Raw genomic sequence first — 1352 nt, 5'->3', positions numbered from 1 at the left:
AGGGCGACGTCGACGTCATCATCATCTACCAACTCTCGCGCATGGCGCGGAACCGCTACGACGACGCGGTCGTCATGGCAGACCTACGCAAGCGCGGCGTCACGCTCGTCTCGGCCACCGAGGCCATCGACGACACCCCGGTCGGCCAGCTGATGCACGGCATCCTGGCCACCTTCAACGAGTACCAATCCCGTCAATCCGGTGCCGACATCGCGTACAAGATGGGTCAGAAAGCCCGCAGTGGCGGAACCCTCGGCCGCGCCAAACTCGGCTACCTCAACTACATCGACCACTCCGATGGCCGAGTAATCCGCACGATCATCGTTGACCCCGAACGGGCACCGATGGTCAAGCTCGCCTTCGAGCTCTACGCCACGGGCGACTATTCATTGGACGAGCTGGCCGACGAACTGTACGACCGCGGACTCCGCACCCGTGCCACCAATAGGCATCCGGCAAAAAAGGTGTCGATCAACAAGCTCTCGCAGATGCTGCGCGACCGCTACTACCTCGGCTATGTCGACTACAAAGGCGAGGAGATCCGCGGCCGGCACGAGGTGTTGATTGACGACGAGGAGCTCTTCGACCAAGTCCAGGAAATCCTCGAATCCAGGCTCACAGCGAAGGAACGCCGTCGCATTCACCACCACTACCTCAAGGGCTCGGTGTACTGCGGCTACTGCCGACGTGCCGGAAGGACTCAGCGGCTGGCGATCCAGCGCACGGTCAATCGCCACGGCTACGAGTACCTGTACTTCTTCTGCCGCAACAAACGCGACGGCATCTGCCCCGGCCCGCACGTCCACGTCTACCAGGTCGAGGAAGCCATCGAACGCCACTACGCCAACATCCGATTCCGCCCAGAGTTCATCGCGGACGTCGGCGCGCACATCGACACCGTCATCAACGAACAGGAGGCCGCCGCACGCCTGCTGCACAAGCAGATTTCCGGCCAACTGAAGGAACTCGACACCAAGGAGGAGAACTTGATCGACCTCGCCGCCGACGGCACGGTGCCGCAAACCAAGGTCAAGGCCAAGCTCCGCGATATCGCCACCGAACGACGTCGCCTCACCGAGCGGCTCGACACCGCCAGTGCCGACCTCACCGACAGCGCCCGGCTCATCCAAGCTGCCCTCAAGTTCCTGGAGGCCCCCGAGGAGCTCTACCGACGCTGCAACGAGCAGCAACGACGCCTACTCAACCAGGCGATCTTCCAGGGCCTCTACATCGAAGACGACCAGGTCAGTGACCACGATCTGCACGAGCCCTTTGGCCAGCTCCACGCCCTTCAACGTGAACACGTCCCTGAGCCCCGAAGCGCTCCCGTCGCCCAGTCGCGACGGGCGGAC

General features: G+C 62.9%; 1 protein-coding gene. It reads left to right on the top strand.

All coding sequences use genetic code 11. The annotated features are described in order from the left end of the window. Nucleotides 1–1352, top strand: a 1352-nt coding sequence (locus tag H5411_RS46430) for a recombinase family protein (protein WP_183128018.1), incomplete at both ends; no start/stop codon positions are given.

The sequence above is a fragment of the Amycolatopsis echigonensis genome (assembly GCF_014174495.1).
Classification (GTDB): Bacteria; Actinomycetota; Actinomycetes; order Mycobacteriales; family Pseudonocardiaceae; genus Amycolatopsis; species Amycolatopsis echigonensis.
Note: the sequence above shows the minus strand (reverse complement) of the source record. Positions and strands in the feature narration are given on the sequence as shown.